Raw genomic sequence first — 25,736 nt, forward strand, 5'->3', positions numbered from 1 at the left:
CCTCCAGCTTATTTTTTAATACTTACCTTTCTGGTAGCCGGCGGCGTGTTCCGGCTCTTTTCAACCTTGATTTCTCCGTCGACCAGGACCAGGGCCACCCCGGGCAGGTCGCCGGCAGCCAGGGCACCCAGGGCATCCCTTCCCACCGAACCCATGGGAGCGTCCATAAGTACCAGGTCGGCTTCTTTCCCTGGAGCGATAACACCGGTGTTGAGGCCGTAGACGCGGGCTGTATTACCCGTAGCCGCCGCTATTGCCTCGGCAGCCGGAATCCCTGATACCGAGGCCAGGAAGGCAATATTCCTCAAGATACCAAGGGGAATAATGCCGCTGCCGGATGGTGAATCGTTGCCCATGATCAGGCGGTGCAGCTCGTTGCGTTCCTTCAACCTTTTAGCCATCAGGTCGGCGATGCGGAAGTTGCCGCACTGGACCATTTCCACCGCAAAATCCGTCTCATCGATGATTTTGATAACCTCTTCCTCCGGGATGGCTGTGGGGCCGCCGTTGAGGTGGGAGACGACATCCGGTTTGGTGGCCATGACCTGGGCCGCGGTAACCGTCGAGCTGCCGGGTATAGAAGTGCCACCGGTGTGCATGGCTACTTTAAAGCCGTATTTATGAGCCCACTCCACCATGGGCGCCGCCTGTTCCGCCGTTTTGACGCCGCCCAGGCCGATCTCGCCTACCAGCCAGACACCTGCCGCTGCCAGTTCGGCAAAGTCGGCTTCCGTCAAACCCGGTTCCAGGATGAGGGCCCCGCCGTGGACTTTTACTCCCCCCGGCCGGGCGTTGGCAAAGGATTTGTGGGCTAAAACAGCCAGGGCTTTGGTACCGGCCGGGTCTTTAGGCCGTCCAGGGGTGTGGGCCTCACCGGCGGAAATCATGGTAGTCACACCGCCATGAAGGGAACTGGAAATATAATCCGCAGTTTTTTGCCGGGGCGTGTAATCCCCCAGGACCGGGTGAACGTGGGAGTCAATCAGTCCTGGCGTCACGGTCATCCCGCCGGCGTCGATTGTCACCTCCGGGCTTATTCCCTGGAGAATGTCCTCGCCCCCCACAGCGGCAATCAGGCCGTCTTTTATAAGAATGGTATCACCCTCCAGCAGGGGTTGATTGATGTCACCGCTGACAATGGTGCCGATGTTTTTAATAGCCACCATGCTCATTTGCCATCATCCTCCTTCTCCTCGCTGGACTTTTTTATTTCTGCCACAACCCTTTCGGGCGTTAGCGGCAAATCATAGAAGCGAATTCCCAACGCGTCGGCTACGGCATTGGCGATGGCTGCCGCCGTGGGCACCAGGGCTGGTTCCCCCACCCCTTTGGCACCGTAAGGTCCGCTGGGTTCCGGCTCTTCGATAATAATCGGGAATATCTCTGGTACATCCATAGCCGTCGGCATCAGGTAGGTGGAAAAAGCCGGGTTTTGAATCTCGCCTTCTTTAACTACAACTTCCTCCATAAGGGCGTAGCCAATTCCCATACAGCAACCGCCCTCAATTTGTCCTTCAACATTCTGCGGGTTAACGGCCTGGCCTACATCATGGGCGGCAACTATTCTTTTAACTTCTACGATACCTGTTTCCGTGTCCACTTCGACCTCGGCCACCTGGGTGGCAAAAGCATAAGTGGCATAGGGTATACCCTGGCCGGTAGCCGGGTCCAGTCTGGTAGTGGCGGGGTTGAACCAGCCGTGACCCAGGGTTAAAATCCCTTCACCCCGGCATTTAGCGATAACTTCTTTAATGCTTAGACCGGCCGGTTCTTCACCATGCCATACCTGTCCGTTTTTCAGGCTGATTTCTTCCGGCGGCACCCCCAGGACAGCCGCAGCCCTGGTGATAACCTCTTGCCTGGCCTTCCGGGCCGCCTCAAGAACTGCATTTCCCGATATATATGTCTGGCGGGAAGCCGAGGTTGCTCCGGCATCCGGGGTAACACCTGTATCCCCAGCCACAACAACTACATCTTCAACGGCAACCCCCAGGGTCTCAGCTGCTATCTGGGCCAGAATGGTACTGGATCCCTGGCCGATATCGGCGCAGCCCGTCAGGACGATAACTGTGCCATCGTCGAGGAAATCCACAAAAGCACCCGCGGGGTTGGGAAGACCCGTATTACCAATACCGTACCACATGCAGCCGATGCCAAAACCGCGCTTCTTCACCTGCCATCACCCCCCAGGCCGGGCATAACTTCCAGGGCCCTGGCCCAGGCTGCCTCCAGGGTTTTGGCAATGCCTACGCTATTGGTTAATTTCTGCCCGGTGGCGGTAATCGAACCAGGGCGTAAAACATTCCGCCGCCTGATTTCCAGGGGACTCATTTTCAGCTCCCGCGCCAGCAAATCCATCTGGCTCTCATAAACAAAGGCTATCTGAGGAGTACCGAAACCGCGCATGGCGCCACTGAAGGGGTTATTGGTATATACACAGAAGGCCTCTATATCAACATTGGGTACCTCGTAAGGGCCGGTAGCGTGTACCGCCGCCCGGGTCAATGTCGCCGGGCCATAAGAGGCGTAGGCCCCTGTATCGCCAAAAATCCTCGCTTTAACCGCCAGCAATTGCCCATCTTCTGCTGCTGCGCTGGTATATTCGACAATGAAGGGATGCCTTTTGGCGGTGGCCACAAAAGATTCTTGCCGGTCATAAACCATCTTCACCGGCCGGCCCAGCTTCAGGGCGGCCAGGCCCAGAAAACACTGGACGGAGATATCCAGTTTACCGCCAAAACCTCCACCGGTCGCCGTCTGGATCACCCGCACTTTATTTAATGGCAGCCCCAGGACGCGGGCGACATCCCTGCGGTCATAGTGAGGATTCTGCGTCGATGCTTTGATAATCAAAATATCATTTTCCAGATAGGCAATACCGGCTTCAGTTTCGATGTAGCCGTGCTCCACCCGCTGGGTGGTATACCGCCTGCTTACTACCGCAGCTGCCTGTTCCAGGGCCGCTTCGACGTTACCCCTTTTGATTTTCGTTACCGTAAGGATATTCCCACTATCATGAATCGCCGGGGCTCCTGCGGCCATAGCCGAATGGATGTCAAACAGGGGCGGCAGTTCTTCAATTTCTACTTCAATAGCATCCAGCGCTACTACAGCGCTGCCTTCATCCTCTGCGGCTACCAGGGCTATGGCGTCCCCTTTGAAACGTATTTTATTGGTAAGGACCGGTTGATCTTTGACGATAATGCCGTAACTATTGATACCGGGAATATCGGCATGGGTAAACACAGCAGTTACACCAGGTATCTTTAAGGCCCGGGAGGCGTCTATCTTCTTCACCAGGCCGTGGGCCACTTTGCTCCGCAGGACCTTAAGGTGCAGGGCGCCCGGTATATCCAGATCAGCTGCATATCGCGTCTGGCCCGTTACTTTTCCGAAAGCGTCCACCCTTGGTACTGACCGGCCGACAATATTTTTTTCAAACACTGGCAGCACCTGCTTCCATTTTTAATTTAGATGCTGCTATCTCCACAGCCTTTATGATCTTGGCATAACCGGTACAACGGCAAAGGTTGCCGGAAATCGCCCGGGCTATTTCCTGGCGGTCAGGGTTGGGGTTGTGATCCAGGAGCACTTTTGCCGCCAGAATCATCCCGGGGGTGCAAAAACCGCACTGGACAGCGCCGGCCTCTATAAAGGCTTCCTGCAATGGATGAAGCTTCCCTTCGGCGGCAATACCTTCTATAGTAACTACTTCTTTACCCTGAGCCTGAGGCGCCAGCACCAGGCAGGAATCCACCAGTTCGCCATCGAGGATCACGGAACAGGCGCCGCACTCGCCCTCGCCACAACCTTCTTTGGTGCCTGTCAGATGTAAAACATCTCGTAATACATCCAGCAGCCGCAATCCGGGGTCAATATCTACTGCCACCTGTTCACCATTGACCTTCATTTCCAGATGAAATACTGCCATTATGTCACCACCTGACCGTTGCCAAAAAACAACCTGGTTAATAAATCTCGGGCTATCCCCTTGACCGCTTCCCGTTTATACGGTGCTGAGGGACGCGAACCCAGCATCCTCGCTACTTCCTGCTCCGCTTCGCTGGTAAACTCCTCAAGTAAAGAGGCTGCAGGCTTTTGCCCTTCCAGCACCTTTTCTAAAACTTGACTGCGGGAAGGATTGGGGCCTACGGCACCCAGAGCCACCCTGGCCCTGGTTATAATGCCGTCCTCCAGGGTAATAATTACGGCCATATTCATTCTGGCTATAGCCAGGGCCTTGCGCCGCCCCAATTTGATAAATCCGCTTCGGCTTCCAGGCGGCAGTTCGCTGAAGAAGACCTCCTGGATAATTTCCTGGGGTTGAATACTGGTCTTACCCGCGCCACATAGTAACTCCCCAACAGGGACTACCCTTGTCCCCTGGCTGGAAACCAGCCTGGCCTTCGCCTCAAGTGCTATCAGGGCCGTTACCGTATCGGCTGCCGGCGAGGCATTGGCGATATTACCGCCAATAGTTCCCTGGTTTCTTATCTGCGGCGAGCCGACTGTAGACGCTGCTTCCGCCAGCAAAGGCACCCGCTTCTTGATTAACGGAGATAATTCCAGCTGGCTAAAGGTGGTCAGGCTGCCAAGATGTATCTCCCGGCCTTCTTCCTTTATCCCCTTTAATTCCTCTAACCGGGATAGATCCAGGAAGCCCTTTATTCTCAATTCGCCCTGGCGCGCAGCAGGTATAAGATCTGTTCCTCCGGCCAGGGGGCGTAATTGGCCTCCGGCAACCGCTAATATATCCAGGGCCTTCATGAGCTCTACCGGTTGGTAAAATTCCTTTAGCTTGAGCACCTTTATCTCGTCCCTTATTTTTGGTTTTTCAGGCGCGGAAATCCACATGGGGTCCCCGCGCCCATTACCCTTACATCGTCGCCAGTTCCTCCAGGGTCTTGCCCTTCGTTTCAATACCCAGGAGCAGCATGCCCAGAGCGGTGATTATAAAAACGACGGCGATGAGAATAAAAATCATCGGGTAGGCAACGGCCTGGCCCATGACCACAATCATCTGGCCGATAATAACCGGTGCCAGGATAGCGCCGAGGCGGCCGCAGGCGGAAGCCCAGCCGGAACCGGTAGCCCGGATAGCCGTCGGGTACATTTCCGGCGTATAGGCATACAGGACGCCCCACGCGCCCAAGTTAAAGAAGTAGACAGCCAATCCCCACCAAATTATCTGGCTGGTGGTAGTACTCAAGGAGAACATGTAGGCCGCCACACCGCTTAAAATGAGGTAGGATACCAGGGTGGCTTTACGTCCAATCTTCTCTACCAGATAGGCGGCGCTGAAATAGCCCGGTATCTGGCCCAGGGTCATGATCAGTACATACTCAAAGCTCTTGATAATGGCAAAGCCTTTTCCTACCATTAAGGAAGGCAACCAGGTGACAATGCCATAATAGGAAAAATTAATACCAAACCATAAGATCCACAGACAGAGGGTACGCCGGGCATAACGGGAGGACCAGAGATCGGTAAATTTTGCTTTGACAGCCGTCTCGGCCGCAGCTGCCGCCGGGCTGACCGTTACCTTGGCAGGGTCAACGCCGCAGCTCCTCTCGATTTTTTCTACTATTTCCCGTGCTTCATCTTCCTTGCCGATCTTCTCGAGATAGCGAGGGGACTCGGGTAAAGCCCGCCGCAGGACGGCGGCGTAAAGGGCCGGCAGGGATCCGACAAAGAAGGCCAGGCGCCAGCCCCAGTAGGGAACGGCCAAGTAACCGATAAGTGCAGCGGCAATCCAACCGAAAGCCCAAAAGCTTTCTAGTAGCACCGCTATCCTCCCGCGGTGCTGGGCAGGCGAAAACTCGCTGGCCAGGGTAAAGGCTACCGGTACCTCAGCGCCTAAACCTAAACCAACTAGAAAACGCAGGATCATAAGCATTGTATAATTAGTGGCTAAACCGCACAGGAAAGTAGCAATGCCGTAGAAAATAAGTGTTAAGTTAAAAACTCTCTTCCTTCCCCAGAGGTCGCTCAGGCTCCCGCCGAAAACAGCCCCTAATGCCATACCCAAAAGGCCGATACTGCCCAGGGCTCCCATCTGGGTGGCTGTCAGGTGCCACTCTTTACCTACAGCCGGCAAGACAAAAGCTACCAGCCCTACGTCCATGGCGTCAAAGAGCCAGCCAATACCGCAAATTAAGACCATCTTGTAATGAAAGGCGCTCAGGGGTAACCGTTCCAGACGTTCGGCAACGCTCAAATGATTTACCTCCTTTTAACAAAAAATGGATGATTAAATAATTTGGTTATAGTGTTATTTTTGCTTTACCAACCCACCACCTTGCTTAAAAAGTTTACCGCCTCACACTTCATATACATGCAAAAAATATGCCACAAACAAATCGAGGAGATGCCTGGGTCTGATAATTGTAAACGTTTAATTATTGTTTTACTGATCGAACATGCGTTTTAAAAATGATACAATTTGCAGCGCTTAAAAATTGCCATCTTTCAATTTCCGCCATAGGGTAGAACGGCTGATTCCTAAAAGTTCTGCGGCGCGGGTCTTATTACCCCGGGTCTGCCTGAGGGTTTCCAGGATGACCTCTTTTTCCAGATTAACAACTTCTTTTCTAAGATCACTTTTCAGTACGCCCGCTGAGGAGCTGAAATTCAGAGTCTTGACCCTGAGCGGTTCTTCATAACCCCCTCCCTGTATCACCATATCTATCAATTCCTTAATATTGTTTTCGCTGATATTGCTTGCCAGGGCCATAATCCTTTCCGCTATATTCTGCAGTTCCCTCACGTTGCCGGGCCATGAGTAGGCAGGTAAATGGTTCAAGATTTCCCGGGCAATTACCGGAGCATAACGGGCAAGGGCACGGTTGGCCTTAAAAAGCATGTCCCTAAGCAGGACCGGGATATCCTCTTTGCGTTCCCTTAAAGGAGGTAAATATAGAGGTAAAACGTTCAAGCGGTAATACAAATCGGCCCGGAAAGTCCCCTCCCGGACTGCCGCCAGCAAGTCGCGGTTCGTGGCGGCGATGACGCGGACATCAATGGGTATGGTATGCTGGCCGCCGACCCGCATAATTTCCTTCTGTTGAAGCACCCGTAGCAATTTAATCTGGATAGCCGGGGAGATGTCACCAATCTCATCCAGGAATATAGTACCTCCATGGGCCAGCTCAAAGAGCCCTGGCTTACCTTTCTTCCTGGCCCCGGTAAAGGCTCCTTCTTCATAACCAAAAAGTTCACTTTCAAGGAGGTTTTCAGGTACGGCGGCGCAGTTAATGGCCACAAAGGGCTGTCCCTGTCTCCGGCTGGCATTGTGGATCGCCTGGGCAAACAGCTCTTTGCCGGTACCGGTCTCACCCATGATGAGGACCGTGGCTTCGGAACGGGCATATTGCCTGGCCTGGGCAATAGTTTTCTTAATGGCCTGGGATTCACCTACTATATCTGCAAAGGTAGTCTTGGCCTCCAGCCCTTCCCGCCGGGCCTTGAGGCGGATCTGGTACTCCGCCTTCTGTATCGTTACGATGTCGTGCAGGGTGGCTACCGCGCCCCTGGGTTCGCCCCGAACGATAACCGGCACTTTATTGACCATGACTTCCTTATCATTGATTTTTTCCAGCTGGTTAAATGCAGCCTGTTCACTGGTAATGAGTTCTTCTAACTTTAAAGAGGGGACTACTTCTTGAACCGGCCGGCCGATGGCTCCCTGGGAGCTGATACCGGTGATCATCTCGGCGGCAGGGTTGAAGGCGGTTATTATCCCTCTCTGGTCGCAGGCGATAATCCCGTCGCAGGTAAAATCAAGGATGGCCTGAATGCGCTGGGTTTTCTCTATCTCCTGGCGCCGCACCCTGGCCAGTTCCACTGCTCTTTCCAGAGCTTCAAGGACGGCCTTGGGCGAGTAAATATAGACTGCCTTAAAGTCGTGACGCTGGGCCAGATCCCAGGCCAGGCTGGCCCCAACAATTACTACCTGACGTTTCTGCCGGCTGAGTTCGTTGAAAAAAGCTTCTCCTTCGGCAGCAGTTTTCAAGGCTATCTGGTATACGGGGAAAGGTAAAACCTCCTTCAAGTCATTGAGCTCATGAATTATTTCACTAAAATGGACAAAATAGACCGTCTCATCGCCGGTACGGCTTTGCAGGATTGTTTTCAGCATTTCATAACCGGAAACCGTCACTGCCACCACAGGGGTTGTCAAATTTTCGCGCAGCATGCGGGCGTTACCGCCGCCGCTGACAAAAACATCTACTTCACCGCTGGCTTCAATCTGGCGGGCCATCTCCAGGGTTGTCTGCTGGTCAAATAAACCTTCCACCACCTCGATCTGGGCTTCTCTGCTCACTTGTGATTGCACTTCACGGACAACGTTTGTTAATTGACCCCAGCTTACCACCACCACTTTCAGGGACATACCTGTCGCCCTCCCGGGTGTTTAGTTGCTTATGTCGCTACTGCTAATCAGTTCGACAGGAAATCTCTTTTTTCCTGTCTAATCTAATTTCACTAAACTATAAAACCATCGCTTTCAAGCACGAAAAAGCCCCTGGATGCTCGACTGGCAACCAGGGGCTTCATTGCCCTTTCTCGGTAAAACGCCTTTATCTTACCTGAAAACATTATAGTCAGGGGGAAAACAGACTTCAATCCTTCGCTTCTACCCCTTGCCCTTCCATGGCATGTATGTTATAACCAAGATAGCTGACAACTGAATAGGAGTTGAGCTGAGCAGTTAGAGTCGGGTTAGCTGAGGATAGATGAGACGACTCGGAGCTTTTGGGGTGAGGACCAGCTTGGTTAGAGCTGGTTTTTTTATTTATAGAGGAGGCCAGGATAGATATGACTACGCCATTACCCATTGTAACCGAAGTCAAAGCACCTCCAGACCCGGAGGTCCTTTATGCCGCCCTCGCCGGCGGCCGGGAAAACAGCTTTCTGCTGGAAAGCGCCCTTTTTCACCCCCGCTGGGGCCGCTATTCCTTTTTAGGCAGCGACCCCTTCCTGGTAGTCAAGACCAGAGGCTACCAGGCCCGGCTCTCCTCTCCCGGTCAACCGGTGCAAACCCTTACCGGCAATCCCTGGGAAATCATCCGCTCCCTTATAGCCCCCTACACCCTCCCCAGGCGAGAACATCCCATTCCTTTCACCGGTGGCATTGTCGGCTACCTGTCCTATGACCTGGGCCGTTACATCGAGAAGCTGCCGTCACAGGCTGCCGACGACCTGCCCTTCCCGGAAAGTTACCTGGCTTTCTATAGTACCATCGTAGCCATCGATCATCACGAGGAAAGGATCTACGTGGCTGCCAGCGGTTTTCCGGCTACCGGTCCCGCTGCCGTAAAAGAAGCCCTGGCCCGGATAAAGGAAATAACTGCGCGCCTGCAAAAGGTAAAACCCCTGCCGCCCCCGGCAGGGGCCAAAGGCACCAGAATACCCGTTAATTCCCTCTTTACTCCCGAATCTTATTGCCGGGCCGTCACCCGGGCGAGGGAGTATATTGCCGCCGGGGATATTTTTGAAGTAAACTTATCCCAGCGCCTGCAGACAGAGCTTGCTGTAGAACCCTGGGAGCTTTACCGGCGCTTGCGGCGGGTCAACCCGGCTCCCTTTGCCGCCTACCTGCCCTTAAAAGAAGGCACCATCGCCAGCGCCTCGCCGGAAAGGTTTTTGCGGGTCAGTCAAGGCCAGGTAGAAACGCGGCCCATTAAAGGCACCCGGCCCCGGGGCCGGACCCCGGCCGAAGATGCCGCCTTACGCCAGGAGTTATGGAACAGTGCCAAGGACCGGGCCGAACTGGTGATGATCATCGACCTGGAAAGGAACGACCTGGGCCGGGTCTGCCAGGTAGGGTCGGTGCGGGTGCCGGAGCTTTTTGTCCTGGAAGAATACGCCACCGTTTTCCACCTGGTAAGCACCATCACCGGCACCCTGCAGCCCGGCAGGGATATGGTTGACCTGTGGCGGGCCACCTTTCCCGGAGGTTCCATTACCGGGGCACCAAAAGTACGTTCCATGGAAATCATCGAAGAACTGGAGCCGGTAAGGCGCAGCGTCTATACCGGCGCCATCGGCTACCTGGGTTTTGACGGCGAAGCCGACTGGAATATCGTCATCCGCACCTTTCTCCTGGCCGGCGGCCGGGCCTATTTCCAGGTCGGCGGCGCCATCACGGCCGACTCGGAGCCAGAGCGGGAGTACCAGGAAACCCTGGACAAAGCCCGGGGACTGATCCTGGCCCTGGGATTATGAAAGAGGGGAAACGGCGCCCGGAAGGAAACTGCCCCCGTTCTTTCCGTCCCACGGCCTGAGCCTGTGGCCGCTCCGGCGAGGACCTTGGAAAGTAGAAAAAAGCTCACCGGCAGGTGAGCTATTTTCGGAGGAAAACACCCATGCCTGCAGCAATCGTCTACTTTAACGGCTCTCTCCAGCCCCTGGCAGGAACGGCAATCAGCCCCGCCGATCCCGGTTTTCTGTACGGGGCGGGGTTATTCGAAACAATCCGCATCGAAAAGGGCAGGGCCCTTTTTCTCGCCGAACACCTTCAACGTCTTATCAGCAGTGCCCGGCGCCTGGGCTGGCCTGTACCCGAAACCTCCGGCCTCCCAGCAGCTATCCAGGCTACCATCGCCGCCAACCAGGTGACCACCGGCCGCGGCCGCCTGAACTTTTTCCAGGGCGGCCAGGGCTACAACCTAATGTTTACGGCCGAGAACGGCCTGCCCTATACACCGGAAGATTACCGCAAAGGCTGCCGGGCTGCCATAGTCACCATTCGCCGCAACCAGCACTCTCCCCTGGCCGGCCTCAAGACCATGAACTACCTGGAAAACATCCTGGCCCTGGCCGAAGCCCGGAAGAAGGGTGCCCGGGAGGCCCTGCTTTTGAACCTTGACGGTAACCTGGCCGAAGGCAGCCGCAGCAACCTCTTTCTTATACAGCAGGATACCCTTTATACTCCCGACCTGGCCAGCGGCCCCCTGCCCGGTCTGGCCCGGGCCCGGGTGCTAAAGCTCGCCGCCGGCCTGGGCCTGGCGGTGAAGGAAGAACCCTTAAAGCCCGAGGCTCTCCTGGCTGCCGGGGAGGCCTTCCTCACCAACAGCTTGATGGAGATCCTTCCCCTGACATGGGTGGACGGCCGGCCCGTCGGCAACGGCCGGCCAGGCCCGGTGACAGCATTGCTCCAGGCCAGGTACAGGGAAGAAAAATTTATAGACAGGACCTTGAATTAATGCTAAAAGTAAAACCGCCCTACTGGGGCGGTTTAATGTTGATGCGCTTGTTAAAATCGTAGAAGTCAACGGTCATGGTCAGTTTGTCCTGGGGGCGCTGGCGGTGGGCGGCTTCCAGGGAAACTTTGCGGATGTAGTTGCTTCCCCGTTCCACCCAGAACTGGTAGTAAAGATCCTGCCAGTAGCTGTTGAGGAACTGGTTGTTGACCTGCGGCCGGCAGGTGAGGAGGTAGGGCCTCCCCGGCACCTTTTTCTGGCGGCCCAAAAACTTCAAATCATCCACCCGGGTAATTTTTAAAATGGATAGGGGATTGATTTCAGCCATATACTTTTCCTGCTCCAGGGGGTTGTTGCCAGGGGTGACCATCCAGCGTTTGGAGGTCGGGTCGCGAAAATAAGTGGTATCTTTGACCTGGTAAATCTCCACCGGCTGGCCGGTCATCTGGCCCTTTAAATACAGGCTGCCGTCACCGGCCCGCTCACCGTCCAGGCTGCTTAAGCCTATTTTATTTCCCCCGGTAATCAGGCTGGCCTCGACGTGGAAACGGTAGCTGGTTGCCTGGTTGGTAGTATCCAGGGCCCGGACGATAAGTTCCTGGGGTTCAACCTTTATCTCCCGCAGGTAATAGACGTAAGACCAACCACCGGCTAGGGCCAGGACGAGCACCACGGGTAAAATAACCTGCCAGCGCAAAAATTTACCAGCCAACAAGACCACCTTCCCGCCAGAATCCCTATTTAATTGATATGGCAGGCGGAAAGGGTTATACCTGGATATTGTTGGCAAGAGAATATGTGCAGGGTTATATATAAACACCATATTCAGCTACCGCCCGGTAAAGGGCCAGGACGTTCTGGGGCGGCAGGTCGGCACTCAAAATACCGCTGGAGGTAGAAAAGATATACCCTCCGCCGGGCGCCGCCGCTAGCAGGAGCTGCCGGACTGCCGCCGTAATGGTTTCCGGCGTACCTGAAGCCAGGAGGTTCAAGTCGAAATTGCCCATCAAGCACAGGCGCCCGCCGTATTCCTTCTTAATGGCGCCAATGTCCATGCCGGCGGCCGGTTCCAGGCACTGGACGCCGTCCAGGGGTAAGGCTGCCAGGTCGGGTAAAATAACCCTCAAGTTACCGTCGGAGTGGTAAAGGACCGCAACGCCCATGGCTTTAATGGCCTCTACCTGGCGGCGCAAAAGAGGCAAAAAGATTTCCCGCCACAGGTCGGGGTGAATGTAGGTCCCCCGCTCATAGGCGATGTCGTCACCGATAATCAAGGCGTGAGCCCCGGCCTGGACACAGAGGCGGGCCAGCTCCACGTTAAAGTCGACAACAGCCGCAGCCAGATCAGTGATGGCACCTTCCCTGGCGGCCACCGCCAGGAGAAAATCCGTAAAATCAAAAAGCTTACCGGTTCCCTGGAAAGGTCCGTCTACAAAGGCGAAAACGAAGAAATCCGTTTCCTCCCGCCAGCGCCTTAAAAGAAGCAGGTCAAAGGCGTTCGCGTCCGGCAGGCGGTAACTGGCTGCTTCCTTGATGGCGGGAATAGCCGGGGCCTGGACGGTAGTCAAACCCCTCTGCCGCCGCAGCCGCCGCCCCCAGGCATCCCGAAAGCAGTCATTCCCCTCTTCCTTTAACGGCGCCCGGGGGGTAACGGCCAGGAGATCCATCCCCAGAAACTCCCGGGCAGCGACCTCCGCGGCAAAACCTGCCGGTCCTTCCCGGCCCAAAAGTACTGTCACCAGCCCGGGTTCCAGCTCAAATTCTCCTGCCGGCACCCGGTCGGGTCGTCCCCGGGCCAGGGCCACCTGCACCCGTTCAACATGGTTCACAGGCCTTCGCCTCCAGAAGTTATGGTAATAGAAGCGACTTCATAAACACATCCTGGAAAGAGGGCCGGGTCATGAGCTCGATATAGTCCACCTGGCGGGCTATTGTTTCTCCCCGCCGCCTTTCGGCCATGGAAAGGAGGGCCAGCCGCGCCCCGGTGCCGGCGGCATTGCCCACCTGGCGGAAAGCGCTCAAAGGAAGTTTGGGAAACATGCCGATAGCAATGGCACTCTCCAGTTTCAGGTGGGTGCCAAAGGCCCCGGCGACCACGACTTCTTCCAGGTCATCCACCGTGAGGCCGGCTGCCTCCAGGAGGAGCAGGGTGCCGCTGGCTATGGCCGCCTTGGCCAGCTGAATCTCGCCGATGTCCTTCTGGGTTACCACCAGGTCGCTGTCAATGCCGGTTTCCTCCGCCGGTACCAGGAGGAATTCCAGCGGGCCGCCTCCGGCAGGTCGCCTTACCCGGGGATGCTTTACATCCAGCCGGCCGCTGGTGTTGAGGACGCCGGTGCGGTAAAGCTCGGCCACGGCGTCGAGGATGCCGGAGCCGCAGATGCCCAGGGGTGGTACTCCGCCGATGCTCTCCCAGTAGACCTCCCGGCCGTCGTCACTTAACCGGACGGCGGCGATGGCCCCGGTAATGGCGCGCATCCCCTGAGCGATGTGGGCGCCTTCAAAGGCCGGCCCCGAAGCGCAGGAGCAGGAAAGCATTTTACCGCCGTAACTTAAAACAATTTCCGTATTGGTGCCGATGTCCAGGCCCAGGGTTACCTTGCGGGCTGCGTCAATACGGCTGCCCAGGATCATGGCCACATGGTCGCCGCCGACAAAGCCGGCAATTACGGGCTGGAGATAGACATATGCTCCCGGGCTGAAGTTTAAGCCCAGGCTCCGGGCCTTTACCTCTACCGGTGTGGTCAGGGCCGGGACGTAGGGGGCCCGGGCGAGCTGTTCTACGGGCAGATGCAACAGCAGGTGGTGCATGGCGGTGTTGCCGACGATGACGGCTTCTTCAATGTCGGTCGTTGTTACGCCGGCCTTCCCGGCCAGGGTGGCGGCCAGCCGGTTCAACCCCTCGATGGCCACTTCTTGAATGCGCCGGTATTTCTCTTCTCCCTCCAGGGCGTAGCCCAGGCGGGCCATGACATCTTCACCGTAGGCAATCTGGGGGTTCATGATCCCGTCGGCAGCCAGGGTAGCCCCTGTTTCCAGATTGATAAGAAAACCGGCCACCTTGGTGGTCCCCAGGTCGACAGCCAGGCCCAGGGGCGGCGGCGCCGGCCGGCCGGCATAAATGTTGATCACTTCTTTACCGCGTACCGTAACCACGGTGGTGCCGCCGGCCGCCAGGGGTTCCGTTACCAAAGCCAGGTTAAAATCTATTTCCGGGCGGTCCAGGCCATAGGTGACCTCCAGCTCGCCGGCCACCTGCTGCCAGAGGGGCAGGGGGTTTTCAATGGTCGTCCTGGTTAAAGGGAGGTTATACCTTTTAACCGGCGCTTCCGGGACTACTGCAACGTCCAGCCCTTCCACCTGAAGTTTCTGAGCTCCGAGCATGGATTCCGGCGGGATTTCCACTTTCAGCGGTCCCTTGATAACTGCCTGGCAGGCCAGGCGATAACCCTGTTCCAGCTGCTCCGGCTTCAAGAAACGCCTTTCCGTCGCGGTCGGCTCCCCGGCGTCGCCGGCGGCTATCCTCACCCGGCAGCGGCCGCACAGGCCCCTGCCGCCGCAGGGTGCCGTCAGACCCCCGGCTCCCAGGGCCAGACCCAGCTGCTGGGCCGCGGCTAAAATAGTCTGGCCGGTTGCCACCTGCGCGCGTCGGCCCACCGGCTGGAAATCAACCTGTACTTCCTTCAAACTTAGCACCCCCTATTTTGCGGAACATGCTGGGTGTGTACCCTTCCTGCTTTTTAAATACCTGGCCGAAATAACGGGCATCGCGATAGCCGACCCGTTCAGCTATCGCCGCCACCGGCAGGTCGGTGTTTAACAACAATTCTTTGGCTACTTTAAGGCGTACCCTGGTGAGATAATCAATGAAGTTCTGGCCTTTTATCTGCTTAAAGAGGCGGCTGAAATAGCATGGACTTAAATATACCTGCTGGGCCACTTCTTCCAGGGTGAGATCCTGGCTGAAGTTGGCTTCGATAAACTTGCTGGCCCGGTCAATAAGGGTAGAATTGCGTTGTTCCCGGCTGGTTGCCACCTGATCTACCAGGTCCATCAGGCGCTCCAGGAGGCGCTGCCGCATAGCCGCCAGGTTATCCAGGTTTAAAAATTCACTGCTGGCGGCCAGGGTGTGATTTGAAACAGCCTCCGGGTCGGCTCCGCCTTCCAGGGCGGCATTGGCTGCCAGGGCCGTTAGTTCCAGAAGTTTCATCTTTAACAGGGCCGGGCGTCTTTCCTGTTCCAGGAGCAGTTTCATTAAAATATTGCTGGCCTGGCGGTAAGCCAGCTCACGATCACCCATGCGGATGGCCTGGGTCAGTTCCTGTTCCTCCTGAACCGTCAGGGAGCGCCTGGCCCTGGATCTGGTAGCGACGTCGTCGGCATGGATAACCTGGTCGCCGCCATAAAGCAGGCGGAATTCGGCTGCCGCCGCCGCCTCGGCATAGGAGCGGGCCAGGTCGGTAACTCCTTCAGCCGGGCGGCCAATACCTACCGTCACGGTTACTTCCGTGTCCCGGCGTACCTGGCGGCAGATGGCCTCGCCCAGCTGGATAGCGGCCCGGCGGTGGTCACATTCCTTCTCCAGGTGACTGAAGGGCAGGAGAACGGCAAATTCGTCCCTGGTAACAGGTGCTACCAGGGCTCCCGGCCAAGAAGCCGTTGCCTTTTCAATACTTTCCCTGACCCGTTGCTTTAAAAGCTGCCGTTCGATTTCCGAACCTTCCCGGGCCAGGCTGGCAAAATTATCAATATCCACCAGCAGGGCCAACCGCGGCAGGGAAGTGATCCCCAGGAAAAGGGCGCGGCTCTCGGCCTCAGCTGCCGTTATATTCCCATTAATTAGATCCATAATAAAACCCAGGCGGATTTGAGGTTTCATTTTTTCCAGGGCTTCTTTGAGCCGGGCCGTTTCCTGCTGGTGCCGGCGGGCGGCCGCTATGTCCCCTGCCAGTTCGTCCAGAAGAGCGAGCATCTCTTCCCCGTCAACAGGTTTTAACAAATATTTTGAAGCGCCTAAAGAAATGGCTTCCCTGGCATAGTCAAATTCGCCATAGGCGGTGACAAAGATGAGCCTGGCCTCGGGAAGAAAGGCCCGGATCTCCCGCCCGGCAGTAAGACCGTCCATGACGGGCATCTTAATGTCCAGGAAGACAATATCCGGCCTTAAAACTGCTGCCAGGTGTACGGCCTCTATGCCGTTACCTGCTTCCGCGGCCACCTGATAATGGGGCCGTTCCCTGGCCAGTAAAAAACGCATAGCCTGCCGTTCCAGAGGTTCATCATCAACAAGCAGGATCTTGATTTCCGTGGACAAAACCGGATATAGCCTCCTTTATAAATACTACGTTACTCTTTAGTATAGGGAAAAGTAAGCTGAATGCAAGTCCCTTTTCCCGGCGTGCTGTTAACATCCAGGGCGCAGTTGCTGCCAAATTGATGCTGCAAGCGGCGGTAGACATTGACAATCCCCAGTCCGCTGACCTGGCCCTTGCCGCTACCCCGTACCTGGAGATCAAAAATGGCCTTCTGGACCTCAGGGGGGATGCCAATGCCGTCGTCCTTTATTTCTATATGCACCTGATCCCCCACCCGTCGGCCGCAAACGATAATCCTCCCGCCCCCCTCCTTGGGCTCCAGACCGTGAATGACGGCGTTTTCCACCAGGGGCTGCAGGACCATGCAGGGCACCCGAGCATCCAGGACAGCCTCCTCTATCAGCACCTGACTCCGGACCCGGTCCGGAAAACGCGTCTCCTGGATAAAGAGGTAGTCGCGCACGGCAGCTACCTCCTCAGCCAGGGTCACCGTTTCTTTGACCTGGTAGAGGCTGTAGCGCATCAGGCGGGCCAGGGCGCGCACCATTTTTTCGGTAGTTGCCGCCCCCTCAAAGAGGGCCAGGCGGGCGATGGTATTTAAAGAGTTAAACAGGAAATGGGGGTTGACCTGGGACTGGAGGACTTTAAGTTCGGCATCCTTCAGAGCCTGCTCCAGTTGGTGCTGCCTTTTCAGGAAGTGGATAAAACTTGCGCGCTGCTCTTCCAGTTCTTTATTGACCAGCAAAACAGCGTTGAGCTGCATGATTTGCCCGGACACAAAGGAAAGGAGTCCGCAGACGGCTTCTAAATCCTTTATACCCAGCACCGGTACAGCCGCCTGCAACTGCTCCGGAGCAGGATCACCTTTCAACAGGCAGTGACCGCAGAGGACAGCTCCCACCGTACCGTCTTCACTGGCCAGGGGATAGGATATTTCCACCAGGCCGGCATGACAGCGGTAAATAAAAGCTTCTTTAAAATTACCCGCCAGGGTGGTAACATCCACGTCTTTGGTCGGGCTGCCCTGGAGTAAATGGCAATGGCGGGAGCATTCCAGGAATCCTCCCAGGGGGGTCAAAGGATTGCCGGCGGCATCCACCATGACCAGGTGCAGCCCGGTCATGCGGGTAAAGGCGCGCTGCAGGTCTTCCAGGGAACCTTTCCCAAAAAATAAATCCAGGGTAGCCGGCGCCAGGACCGCCTGGCGTTTCTGGCCGGCGCCGATCAGATCCTTGATCAGCTGGACGGCGGTGGCAGCATCGGGCGCGTAGCCATCGGCCCCCATTTTGGCAGCAATAGTCTCATTGAGGGGCGTACCGCCCACCACCACTTTAACCTTGCCCCGCCAGCCGGCCTCTTGCAGGGCCTCAATGGTTTCACCCATGGCTTTACGGGTAGAAGAAAGGAGGGCTGACAGGCACAGGACGTCCGGACGATATTTAATTACCGCTTCGACAAAGGTACTGGGGGCGACATTGACGCCCAGGTCAATTACTTCAAAACCCGAGGCTTCAAGCATTATCCCCAATAAATTTTTGCCGATATCATGGATGTCCCCCTGGACGGTACCGATAATGGCCCGCCCCACCGGCTGCACCTGGCCGGCCAGCATGAAGGGCTTGAGTTCCTTTAAACCGGTGTGCATGGCCCGGGCGGTAATAATCAGGTCAGTGACGTAAATCTCATTGCGTTCAAACCTTTCTCCCACCACATCCATAGCGGCAACAAAGCCGTCGGAAATAATCCGGGCCGGTTCTACCCCGGCGGCCAGGGCCTTTTTAACTTCTTCCCGTACCTGGACGGCGTTGCCGTTGATTACAGCCTGGATTAAATTTTCCAGGGAAAAAGCCATATTTTTCCTCCTAATAAAAACGACCGCAGCAGGGAGCCTCCCTGCCTGCGGTCGGATTTACTCGCAGCTTAAGCTTTAATTTTCCCCGCGCGAGCGGCGGCAATATATTCCAGGCAATATTCATCCTGCCCAGCCAGGGCTGTAGCCGCTTTCAAAAGACCCATCAGGGGCATATCCAGGGGGTCAAGGATAAAGGCATCCATCCCCCGCGTGAGGCACATGACCATAAAGGCCCGGTTTAACAGCCGGCGCTCCGGTAAGCCATAAGAAACATTGGACAGGCCGCAGATAATATGAACTTTGGGATACTTGTCCTTTAATGCCGCCACCGCGTCAAGAGCTTCGACGCCGTACTGGCTGTTAACCCCCAGGGGCTTGATCAGGGGATCCAGGTAAATATCGTCTTCCGGTATCCCGGCCTCTAAAAGCCCTGGTACCAGCTTGCCGGCTACCCGCAAGCGGTCGGCCACCGATTCCGGCATGCCGCCGTCGTCCATGCAGAGGGCAATGACCTTGGCTTTATATTTCTGCACCAGGGGCAAAACTTCCTCCCAGCGCTGCTTCTCCGCAGTGATAGAATTAATCATGGCCCGGCCTTTATGGGCCGCCAATCCGGCAGCCAGTGCTTCGGCGCTGGGACTATCGATACATAAGGGCACATCAACGACTTCCTGGACGATATTGACCAGCCAGGTCATCACTTTGTCTTCTTCACCGATGCTTGTCCCGCAGTTGACGTCAATAATGTGGGCGCCGGCCTCAACCTGCTTCCTGGCCAGATCCTGGATGTATTCCTTATCGCGGTTAGCAATGGCCTGGGCAACAGCCTTACGGCTAGAATTTATTAGCTCACCAACAACCAGCATTCCTTGGCCTCCCTACGAAGCCAGCAGCTGGCGGGCAAGATCTACAGCTGAGGCAGCATCGGGAGCATAGCCGTCGGCTCCGATTTCATCGGCAAATTTCTGGGTTACCGGAGCGCCGCCGACCATAATCTTAATTTTATCGCGGTAAGCCGCCAGGCCCTCGACAGTTTTCTTCATCTGCATCATGGTGGAGGTCAGCAGGGCCGAAATACCGACCAGCTGCGGCTTGTGCTCTTCTACCGCCTGGACAAATTTCTCTACCGGCACGTCGATACCCAGGTCAACTACCTTGAAGCCGGCACCTTCCATCATCATAATGACCAGGTTCTTGCCGATATCGTGGAGGTCGCCCTTAACCGTACCGATGACGAGGGTTCCTTTATCCTCCATGGCGTCGCCGGTAAGCAGGGGCTTGACCACATCCATACCGGCATGCATGGCCCGGGCCGCCACCAGGACCTCAGGCACGTAAACTTCATTGTTCTTAAACTTGACGCCAATGATATTCATGGCTGCAATCAGGCCGTCGTTAATAATGGTGGTGGGAGCGACGCCCTCATCCAGGGCCTTCTGGGTCAGCTCCTTGACCTTGTTGGCGTTGCCGGCCATCAGGGCTTCTTTGATTTCCTCCAGGACTGCCACTTTGCCTTGCCTCCTTAGAATATTCATGTTGGTTCATATTTAAGTTTATTTTAAGATTACTTGCGCTGCAAGGCTAAATTCTTGCCAAAAGTTTGTTTTCTTGCCCTGGGAGAGATTCTTTCTGGAATTGTTGTAATATCTTGCCTTGCCTGCCGCCATATCCTGCCACCAATCCGGCCCCAACGTCGAACAGGTCTCGATGTCTCTGGTGCTAATCGTTCATCTGGCCTGCCAAGTTAACAATAAAAACCGGGAAACCTGAATTTCCCGGTTGCTTTAGTTTCTAACCTTTAAAGAAACTTATTCGGCTTTCTTGAAAATAAACCCGTAGTAATCCTGCCCAACGCCTTCTTTTACTACACCAACAGTGGCTTTCAGCATCATGCCCACGGCCAGGTCTTCACAATAGATCTGGCCGGTGACCCGCAGGCCGTTGGGGAACTCGACAATGCCGAAGGCCAGCCAGGGCTTCATGTAACCCTCGGGGAGGTTGTAAACGCGGGTATAAGTTAAAAGGGTTACTTCGCCTTCTAATGGTACTTCTTCAAACTGGCGATGGCCGCACCGGCGGCAAACGAAATAGGCCGGATGGTGGAGCTTGCCGCAGCTGGTGCACCTATAGGCATACATCTTCGGTTCCATGGCCTACTCCCCCTCATTGCTCAAGATTGTAGCCACGACGTTATTGCCAAAGCCGCCAAAGTTCACTGCCAGCCCGTTTTTAGCGCCTGCTACCTGGCGGCCGCCGGCTTCTCCCCGCAGCTGGCGAACCAGTTCGACAATCTGGGACACACCGGTAGCGCCCACAGGATGGCCCTTGGCCTTCAGGCCACCAGAGGTATTGATGGGGATCCTGCCCCCGACTTTGGTATCTCCCCGCCGGACGGCCAGATGTCCCTCACCCTTGGGGAAGAAGCCAACTTCCTCCGAGATAGCGATCTCCAGGATGCTGAAGGCGTCGTGGAGTTCCGCCACGTCAATATCTTCCGGCTTCAGCCCGGCCATCTGGAAGGCCCGCTGGGCCGCCAGGCGCACGGCCAGCAGGTCAGTCGGCACTTCCCTTTCAGCAATCACATGGGTGTCCGTGGCCTGGCCGATGCCGGCAATGCGGATAGGCTTCCTGGCAAAACGGTCAGCTACGTCCAGGGCGCAAAGGACCAGGGCAGCCGCCCCGTCGGACACCGGGCAGACGTCATAGAGTCTGAGGGGCTCGGCAACGTAGGGGTTAATGACACCGGCGTCTTCGTCTTCGGTAATGGCGTATAAATCGGGTACCAGATGGATGTGGGCCACCGGGTTGTGCATGGCGTGCTCGTGGTTTTTGACGGCTACCATGGCCAGGTCTTTGGCCGTAACGCCGTATTTATCCATATAGAGGCGGGTAAACATACCGGCAAAGGCCGGCAGGGTCAGGCCGTACCTGTACTCTGCTTCCGGGTGTAGCATGGTGGCCACAAAATCGGTAGCCTCCCAGCCGGTGACCACCCGCATCATTTCCCCACCCACAACGAGGGCCACATCGCACATACCGCTGGCAATGGCCATAAAGGCCAGCTTTACCGCTGAAGCGCCTGAGGCCGGGCCGTTTTCCACTGTTTCCGCCATGGCCGGGCGCAAGTTCAAAGTATCTACCAGGGCTGAAGCCACCCCGCTCTGGCGGTTGAGCATGCCGGCGCCCATGGTGGCCACCAGGACCTGGTCCACGCCATGGCCGGGTCCAGTCTTAATCCCCGCTTCATCCAGGGCTTCGACGGCAGCAGAGCTGAGCATATCGAGGAAAGAGCCGTTGGCGCGGCCGAATTTTGTATGGCCCACGCCAACGATACCGACTTGACGCACCGCCTACCGACCTCCTCCACTTTATTTACAAAAATTACAGAGAAGGAACGATTAGTTTTTTCGCCGTGGCCAGCATCTCTTCGGGGACCGGGCGGCGGCCGGTGCACTTGGCAGCCTTGTGCTTTTCCCACAGGGCCTTGGTGAGGACATAGGTGGGCACGCCACCTAGTTCATGCCATTGCTCCGGCCGCGGTTCCAGCTCATACTCAATCATCCAGCGCCGGAAACCAATGGGGCTCTCTGCCACAATCCAGACTTCTTCCTGGCCCAGGTAATCCAGGTGGTACTCCATTTTGGCCGCAAAGAGCTGGGCACCGATGCGCAAGCCTCGCTTCAGGGTCATGGTATGATAGGACATGCCAACTTTCTCGTTGAGCATGCGGCCATTGACAATGCCAACAATAACCCCGTTAATAGTGCCGACCAGGCAGTATTCATCCTTCACCCGGTAGCGGTAAAACCCCAAGAGTTCGGCATACAGGCGGGCGGCGACGATGTCGTAAAAGTCCTTTTCCACGGCAATCATGGGCTTGACGGCTTCCAGGACCCGCGGCACGTCTTCCCGGCTGATCTGGTGCACGACCATTTTCTCGCCGGAGGCCAGGGTGATGTATTTTGGGGGGTAAGGGACCATGGGCGTCTCAGGTGGGCGCAGGGATTGCTCCAGTTTGTCAACTAGCATGAAACAAAACCTCCTTAATTAATAATGATATTTAAATAATTTCCCAAACGCCCCAATAATCCTTTGTAAATACTTTATAAACCCGAGCCCCTGCTTTTATTTATTCTCAACTTTGCCGTTCAACAATTTGAGGGCTACCTCCAGGTTAAAACGGTCTTCCGGGCAGTTCAAATCCATTCCGCTGATCTCCTGGATCCGCTCCAGGCGGTACAGGATGGTATTGTAGTGGGTAAAGAGGGCTTCCGAAACCTTTTTGAGATTGCCGTGGTGCTCAAAATAGGCCTGCAGGGTACGGATGAGTTCGGTATTTTTTTCCCGGTCATACTCCAGAAGTTTACCCAGGGTTTCCTGAAGATAATTGTTTACTTCCTTCTCCCTGTCCCGGGAATAAATGAAACGGTAGATTCCCAGGTCATTGAAGGCAATTACCCCCCGGCGGCCGGGCAGGTTTTCGCTTATGCGCAGGGCCTGTTTGGCCTCCTGGTAGCTCTGCTGCAGGCCCTTGAGGCCAGGGTAAAAACGCCCCAGGCCGATACGGACTTCCCAGCCGGTAAATGCGCACGTCAGGCATTCCTGGACGGTCTTCATTTGCTTCCTGGCCAGCTCATTGATTTGCCGGGCAGATAAACCCCTGTCCTCCACGGCCAGCAAGATTACCAGGTAGTCACCCTTGGTACCCACCAGGCAGTGGACGCCCTGTTCCAGCATCCTGCTCGGTAGCTCCCGCAGCACCCGGTTTTTAGTTTCCTGGTTGGGTAAATGTCTTGCATCCTCCCTGGATGGCAGCGGCCAGGCCAGGCCGACAACATAATTCCTCTCCAGGTCCCAGCCCAACTTCCTGGCGTGCTCCAATTCCAGCTTTTCATCCTCAATGCGGCCGCTTAAAAGGTGGTTTAAAAACTCGTTGGAATACCGCCGCTCGACTTCCCGCAAGGACCGCTCGCGGGCAATTTCCAGGGCCGTCATCACTGCCAGGCGCTCGATGGTGGAAATATCGCTGCTATTTAAGGGCCGCATTGTTTCCCAGATATAGATAGAGCCGTAACACTCGCTGGCCACTGTCAGGGGCATATAAAAGCAACCTATACTGCGATCATTTATGGCCAGTTCCAGGCGGTTGTTTATCCGCTGGTAGAGCCCATCACCGGGCGCGGCTTTGGCTTTTGCAGCCGCCAGTAAAACGTCTATCTCGTTTTCCGGCCAGTTAACGCAACTGCAGGCATGGCGATCATTTAGAATATCGCTAATATAAACGGAATTGTTTACCAGTGAAGCCAGGGTAAAGGCAATTTTTTGTAAACCGCCGCCCTCAATCATAATCTTCATGAGGGCGCTGTGGACATCGAGCATCTGCAGCAAAAAGGCCGACTGTTCGTGGAGGATGGCGCTCAGCACTTCATAAATCAAGTCGGCAAAGCCTACATCCGGCGGTAGTTCCACCAGGGGGAATTCATAGGCATCGGCCAGTTGCAGCATAGGCGGGGGGATAGTTTCCAGGTAACGCCTGGTCTTGATGCAGATACCGGCCAGGCCCAGCCGGGCCAGGGAGGGGACCAGACTCTGCTGGGCTTCTTGATTATCCCTGATGGCAAAACCGGTGGTTACCAGGAGCTGGCCCGGCTTGACCCAGTTGACGATGTCCGGGACTTCCATAATGTTGACCCCGGTAACCAGGCGGCCCAGGCCGCTGTTGCCGGCCAGGATCCTGCTGCCGTGGAAGACGGGCAGCTCAAGGAGCTTCTTCAGGGGTATCCCCAGTTCCTGCATTATATGCCTGTTTTCGCCGGTGCTGATAGCCATATGCCCATCTCCTTCAACCCGTTGGCAGGTTAACATAAATACAAATGGCTCGAAACGAGGCCCAAGCCCTCACTCCGAGCGCGAAGCTATTCTTAACTTAAATTTTATCTTTTCTTAAGGTACCTGACAACATGCCAATTAATGGTTTAGCTGCTGCTTGCGGCTTAAAGACTCGCCCGGCGCCTCCAGTTCTTCGTTCAGCAAGCCAACGGAATTAAGCAGGTACACTATGAGGGAAATAATAATACCCACTACCGCCGCCAGGGCCATACCTTTAAGCTCTACCGTCCCTATAACCAGCTTGGCGCCGCTGACCCCGATGGTAAAGACGATGGCCGATAAGACCATATTGTAGTTTTTGCTGTAGTCTACCATCTGCTCCACAAGCATGCGGATACCGGCGGCCGCGATAACGCCGAAGAGGAGGATGCAGATACCACCCATGACCGGAGTTGGAATGGTTTGAATGGCCGCCGCAAATTTACCAACGCAGGACATGATTATAGCAATGATGGCTGCCCCGCGGATTACCCAGACGGAATAAACGCGGGTGATAGCCATGACGCCGATATTCTCACCATAGGTGGTATTGGGAGGTGAGCCGGTAAAACCGGAAATGAAATTGCTGATGCCGTCACCCAGGAGGGAGAGGTGCAGGCCAGGCTCCTTCACCAGGTCCCGGTTCACAATATTGCCGGTGACAATTAGGTGCCCAATATGCTCGGCCAGGACCACCAAGGCTGCCGGAGCAATGATGGCCACGGCATTGAGATCAAAAACCGGGGCATGAAAATCAGGAAGCTTGAACCAGGGAGCCTGGGCCACAGGGGTAAAGTCTACCATACCTTTGAAGAGGGCGAAAATATAACCGCAAATAACTGCCGTGAGTACCGGTATGACCTGCAAAAAGCCCCGGAAAACTACTGATCCGATCACACCGACCAGGAGGGTAAACATGGAAACCATAATGACATTGGGGTCCATTTTATCGGCCACCAGGCCAGTCATCTGGGCCGCTACCGGTGCCAGTTCCAGGCCGATGACCGCCACTACAGCCCCCATGACCGGCGGCGGCATGACAATATCAATCCATTTGGTACCAACATAGCGGATAATGAAAGATACAACAATGAAGAAGAGACCAAAGAAGATGAAGCCTGATTGAGCGTGATTATAGCCTGCTTTGGAAATGATCAATAAGGTCGGGGCGATAAAGGCAAAGCTCGAACCTAAATACGCTGGAATGCCGCCTTTGGTAACAAAGCTATAAATCAAAGTTCCAATACCATTCATCAACAGGGCGATGGCCGGGTTAATTTTAAAAAGCAACGGTACCAGCACCGTCGCACCGAACATAGCCATCAAGTGCTGCAGGCTCAAAGGAATAGTTTCTAGAATAGGCAGCTTTTCTTCAATTTCAATGGTCCGTCTGGTTCGGCTCATTTTCATTCCTCCTTCTTTTTAATAATAATATTGGGTATGAAGAGAACAATTCTTTTCAAAAAATTTTTATACCCCCTTCCCTTAAAATGGTAA

21 protein-coding genes are annotated in these 25,736 nt (G+C 55.5%); 2 read left to right on the top strand and 19 right to left on the bottom strand.

Annotated features, from left to right (window positions below; all coding sequences use genetic code 11):
* Positions 1 to 8 precede the first annotated feature (8 nt).
* From MCACP_RS11765 to MCACP_RS11795, 7 genes are all read right to left on the bottom strand, one after another.
* On the bottom strand, positions 9 to 1,172 hold the full coding sequence (locus MCACP_RS11765; RefSeq protein ID WP_406676930.1) for an amidohydrolase family protein: 1,164 nt from the start codon (positions 1,170 to 1,172) through the stop codon (positions 9 to 11).
* Positions 1,169 to 2,173, bottom strand: coding sequence for a xanthine dehydrogenase family protein molybdopterin-binding subunit (locus MCACP_RS11770; protein WP_406676931.1), 1,005 nt, complete (start codon positions 2,171 to 2,173; stop codon positions 1,169 to 1,171). Before MCACP_RS11770 ends, MCACP_RS11765 begins: the two co-directional genes overlap by 4 nt.
* Entirely contained in the window at positions 2,170 to 3,444 is a 1,275-nt protein-coding gene (locus MCACP_RS11775; protein ID WP_406676932.1) for a xanthine dehydrogenase family protein molybdopterin-binding subunit, read from the bottom strand. Before MCACP_RS11775 ends, MCACP_RS11770 begins: the two co-directional genes overlap by 4 nt.
* On the bottom strand, positions 3,437 to 3,931 hold the full coding sequence (locus MCACP_RS11780; protein ID WP_406676933.1) for a (2Fe-2S)-binding protein: 495 nt from the start codon (positions 3,929 to 3,931) through the stop codon (positions 3,437 to 3,439). Before MCACP_RS11780 ends, MCACP_RS11775 begins: the two co-directional genes overlap by 8 nt.
* Entirely contained in the window at positions 3,931 to 4,806 is an 876-nt protein-coding gene (locus MCACP_RS11785) for an FAD binding domain-containing protein (RefSeq protein ID WP_406676934.1), read from the bottom strand. Before MCACP_RS11785 ends, MCACP_RS11780 begins: the two co-directional genes overlap by 1 nt.
* A gap of 70 nt (positions 4,807 to 4,876) precedes the next feature.
* Entirely contained in the window at positions 4,877 to 6,217 is a 1,341-nt protein-coding gene (locus tag MCACP_RS11790) for an MFS transporter (RefSeq protein ID WP_406676935.1), read from the bottom strand.
* Between the two features lie 234 nt (positions 6,218 to 6,451).
* On the bottom strand, positions 6,452 to 8,392 hold the full coding sequence (locus tag MCACP_RS11795; protein ID WP_406676936.1) for a sigma 54-interacting transcriptional regulator: 1,941 nt from the start codon (positions 8,390 to 8,392) through the stop codon (positions 6,452 to 6,454).
* Positions 8,393 to 8,817: 425 nt separating this feature from the next.
* Here MCACP_RS11795 and pabB point away from each other — a divergent pair, with 425 nt between their 5' ends.
* On the top strand, positions 8,818 to 10,227 hold the full coding sequence (pabB, locus tag MCACP_RS11800) for an aminodeoxychorismate synthase component I (protein ID WP_406676937.1): 1,410 nt from the start codon (positions 8,818 to 8,820) through the stop codon (positions 10,225 to 10,227).
* A gap of 140 nt (positions 10,228 to 10,367) precedes the next feature.
* Positions 10,368 to 11,207: an aminotransferase class IV gene (locus MCACP_RS11805; RefSeq protein WP_406676938.1), complete on the top strand. Its 840-nt coding sequence runs from the start codon at positions 10,368 to 10,370 to the stop codon at positions 11,205 to 11,207.
* Positions 11,208 to 11,226: 19 nt separating this feature from the next.
* Here MCACP_RS11805 and MCACP_RS11810 read toward each other — a convergent pair whose 3' ends face one another.
* The 12 genes from MCACP_RS11810 to uraA all read right to left on the bottom strand — a co-directional run bounded on the left by MCACP_RS11810 (position 11,227) and on the right by uraA (position 25,643).
* A complete protein-coding gene (locus MCACP_RS11810; protein ID WP_406676939.1) occupies positions 11,227 to 11,916 on the bottom strand; it encodes a hypothetical protein in 690 nt (229 codons plus the stop codon).
* A gap of 94 nt (positions 11,917 to 12,010) precedes the next feature.
* Entirely contained in the window at positions 12,011 to 13,033 is a 1,023-nt protein-coding gene (locus MCACP_RS11815) for a uroporphyrinogen decarboxylase family protein (protein ID WP_406676940.1), read from the bottom strand.
* Positions 13,034 to 13,052: 19 nt separating this feature from the next.
* Positions 13,053 to 14,900, bottom strand: a complete 1,848-nt coding sequence (locus tag MCACP_RS11820) for an ASKHA domain-containing protein (protein WP_406676941.1) — start codon at positions 14,898 to 14,900, stop codon at positions 13,053 to 13,055.
* The gene (locus MCACP_RS11825) at positions 14,872 to 16,518 is read right to left on the bottom strand and encodes a response regulator (protein WP_406676942.1); all 1,647 of its coding nucleotides are present in this window, start codon (positions 16,516 to 16,518) and stop codon (positions 14,872 to 14,874) included. Before MCACP_RS11825 ends, MCACP_RS11820 begins: the two co-directional genes overlap by 29 nt.
* 32 nt (positions 16,519 to 16,550) lie before the next feature.
* A complete protein-coding gene (locus MCACP_RS11830) occupies positions 16,551 to 18,371 on the bottom strand; it encodes a histidine kinase (RefSeq protein ID WP_406676943.1) in 1,821 nt (606 codons plus the stop codon).
* Between the two features lie 68 nt (positions 18,372 to 18,439).
* A complete protein-coding gene (locus MCACP_RS11835) occupies positions 18,440 to 19,237 on the bottom strand; it encodes a methyltetrahydrofolate cobalamin methyltransferase (RefSeq protein ID WP_406676944.1) in 798 nt (265 codons plus the stop codon).
* 12 nt (positions 19,238 to 19,249) lie between these two features.
* Positions 19,250 to 19,879, bottom strand: coding sequence for a corrinoid protein (locus MCACP_RS11840; RefSeq protein ID WP_406676945.1), 630 nt, complete (start codon positions 19,877 to 19,879; stop codon positions 19,250 to 19,252).
* A gap of 300 nt (positions 19,880 to 20,179) precedes the next feature.
* Positions 20,180 to 20,521, bottom strand: a complete 342-nt coding sequence (locus MCACP_RS11845) for a Zn-ribbon domain-containing OB-fold protein (RefSeq protein WP_406676946.1) — start codon at positions 20,519 to 20,521, stop codon at positions 20,180 to 20,182.
* A 3-nt stretch (positions 20,522 to 20,524) separates the two neighbouring features.
* Positions 20,525 to 21,718 carry a thiolase C-terminal domain-containing protein gene (locus MCACP_RS11850; RefSeq protein ID WP_406676947.1) on the bottom strand — a complete coding sequence of 398 codons (1,194 nt, stop codon included), beginning with the start codon at positions 21,716 to 21,718 and terminating at the stop codon, positions 20,525 to 20,527.
* A gap of 34 nt (positions 21,719 to 21,752) precedes the next feature.
* Positions 21,753 to 22,400, bottom strand: coding sequence for a hypothetical protein (locus MCACP_RS11855; protein ID WP_406676948.1), 648 nt, complete (start codon positions 22,398 to 22,400; stop codon positions 21,753 to 21,755).
* 96 nt (positions 22,401 to 22,496) lie between these two features.
* Positions 22,497 to 24,200: a PucR family transcriptional regulator gene (locus MCACP_RS11860; RefSeq protein ID WP_406676949.1), complete on the bottom strand. Its 1,704-nt coding sequence runs from the start codon at positions 24,198 to 24,200 to the stop codon at positions 22,497 to 22,499.
* Between the two features lie 138 nt (positions 24,201 to 24,338).
* Entirely contained in the window at positions 24,339 to 25,643 is a 1,305-nt protein-coding gene (gene uraA / locus MCACP_RS11865; RefSeq protein WP_406676950.1) for a uracil permease, read from the bottom strand.
* Positions 25,644 to 25,736: the final 93 nt, after the last annotated feature.

Origin of the sequence: Neomoorella carbonis (assembly GCF_045278715.1) — a bacterium.
Taxonomy (GTDB): Bacteria; Bacillota; DSM-521; order Neomoorellales; family Neomoorellaceae; genus Neomoorella; species Neomoorella carbonis.

Coding starts and splice junctions, on each gene's coding strand:
- uraA (WP_406676950.1), bottom strand. CDS start 25,643: ATGAGCCGAACCAGACGGACCATTGAAATTGAAGAAAAGCTGCCTATT.
- MCACP_RS11845 (WP_406676946.1), bottom strand. CDS start 20,521: ATGGAACCGAAGATGTATGCCTATAGGTGCACCAGCTGCGGCAAGCTC.
- MCACP_RS11765 (WP_406676930.1), bottom strand. CDS start 1,172: ATGAGCATGGTGGCTATTAAAAACATCGGCACCATTGTCAGCGGTGAC.
- MCACP_RS11860 (WP_406676949.1), bottom strand. CDS start 24,200: ATGGCTATCAGCACCGGCGAAAACAGGCATATAATGCAGGAACTGGGG.
- MCACP_RS11795 (WP_406676936.1), bottom strand. CDS start 8,392: ATGTCCCTGAAAGTGGTGGTGGTAAGCTGGGGTCAATTAACAAACGTT.
- MCACP_RS11780 (WP_406676933.1), bottom strand. CDS start 3,931: ATGGCAGTATTTCATCTGGAAATGAAGGTCAATGGTGAACAGGTGGCA.
- MCACP_RS11805 (WP_406676938.1), top strand. CDS start 10,368: ATGCCTGCAGCAATCGTCTACTTTAACGGCTCTCTCCAGCCCCTGGCA.
- MCACP_RS11835 (WP_406676944.1), bottom strand. CDS start 19,237: ATGCTGGTTGTTGGTGAGCTAATAAATTCTAGCCGTAAGGCTGTTGCC.
- MCACP_RS11830 (WP_406676943.1), bottom strand. CDS start 18,371: ATGGCTTTTTCCCTGGAAAATTTAATCCAGGCTGTAATCAACGGCAAC.
- MCACP_RS11855 (WP_406676948.1), bottom strand. CDS start 22,400: ATGCTAGTTGACAAACTGGAGCAATCCCTGCGCCCACCTGAGACGCCC.
- pabB (WP_406676937.1), top strand. CDS start 8,818: ATGACTACGCCATTACCCATTGTAACCGAAGTCAAAGCACCTCCAGAC.